Source organism: Brevibacillus sp. HB2.2 (assembly GCF_013284275.1).
GTDB classification, from domain to species: domain Bacteria; phylum Bacillota; class Bacilli; order Brevibacillales; family Brevibacillaceae; genus Brevibacillus; species Brevibacillus brevis_D.
Genome location: NZ_JABSUV010000103.1, coordinates 1 through 817, shown reverse-complemented (window position 1 = coordinate 817; position 817 = coordinate 1). Strand labels below are relative to the sequence as shown.

The window sequence follows — 817 nt, the reverse complement described above, 5'->3', positions numbered from 1 at the left end:
TTTTATTTTGGCGGCGTAGCTCAGCTGGTTAGAGCGTTCGGTTCATACCCGAAAGGTCGGGGGTTCGATTCCCTCCACCGCTACCAAACTTCATAAAAATTATGGCGGTCGTGGCGAAGGGGTTAACGCACCGGATTGTGGCTCCGGCATTCGTGGGTTCAAGTCCCATCGATCGCCCCATAATAACACGGGAGTATAGCCAAGTGGTAAGGCACGGGTCTGCAAAACCCTTATCCCCGGTTCAAATCCGGGTACTCCCTCCATTTTAGTCCCAGTAGCTCAGCAGGATAGAGCAACGGCCTTCTAAGCCGTCGGTCGGGAGTTCGAATCTCTCCTGGGACGCCACGCGTTTACAAAAGATAGCCTCCTTAGGACGTTGTGGCGTCCACAGGAGGTTTTTTTCGTAGAAGATAGTGCGCCTGTCAGGAGGAAATCAGAAGCAAGTAGTCAGTCAAAGGACCTAGTTCAAAAAATAGTAAAAAAACTTTCATCCACGTTTGGAAATATTTTGTCTGATTTGTCATAAATTATGTAAGAAAACCACAGAATATGGTTCCCTTTCTACTCGGAAAATGTGACGAAACAATGATATTTTTGTAGAGAGGCGCTTGCATTCTTTTAAAATTTTTGCGACATGTAACTTTCTTTTTCGACAAACGTATCTACTAGAAGACAGAGCCAGAAAATGATAGCTTGATAGGAAAAACATGGGCTCCATCCAAGTCGAAAACGGTATTGACTTGCGAAAATTGATTGTGTATACTCAAACACGTACTTCGTGTCAACAGAAAAACACGTGTAAAATCAACGTTTATAG

Annotated in this window: 4 tRNA genes; all 4 read left to right on the top strand. The window is 44.4% G+C overall.

What is annotated here, in order from left to right:
- Window positions 1-9 precede the first annotated feature (9 nt).
- The 4 genes from HP401_RS29490 (at window position 10) to HP401_RS29475 (ending at window position 345) form a co-directional block, all read left to right on the top strand.
- Window positions 10-86: transfer RNA gene (locus HP401_RS29490), tRNA-Met, on the top strand.
- Between the two features lie 18 nt (window positions 87-104).
- Window positions 105-180, top strand: a tRNA-His gene (locus HP401_RS29485).
- A 9-nt stretch (window positions 181-189) separates the two neighbouring features.
- A tRNA-Cys gene (locus HP401_RS29480) sits at window positions 190-263 on the top strand.
- A gap of 5 nt (window positions 264-268) precedes the next feature.
- Window positions 269-345 (top strand) — tRNA-Arg (locus tag HP401_RS29475).
- Window positions 346-817: the final 472 nt, after the last annotated feature.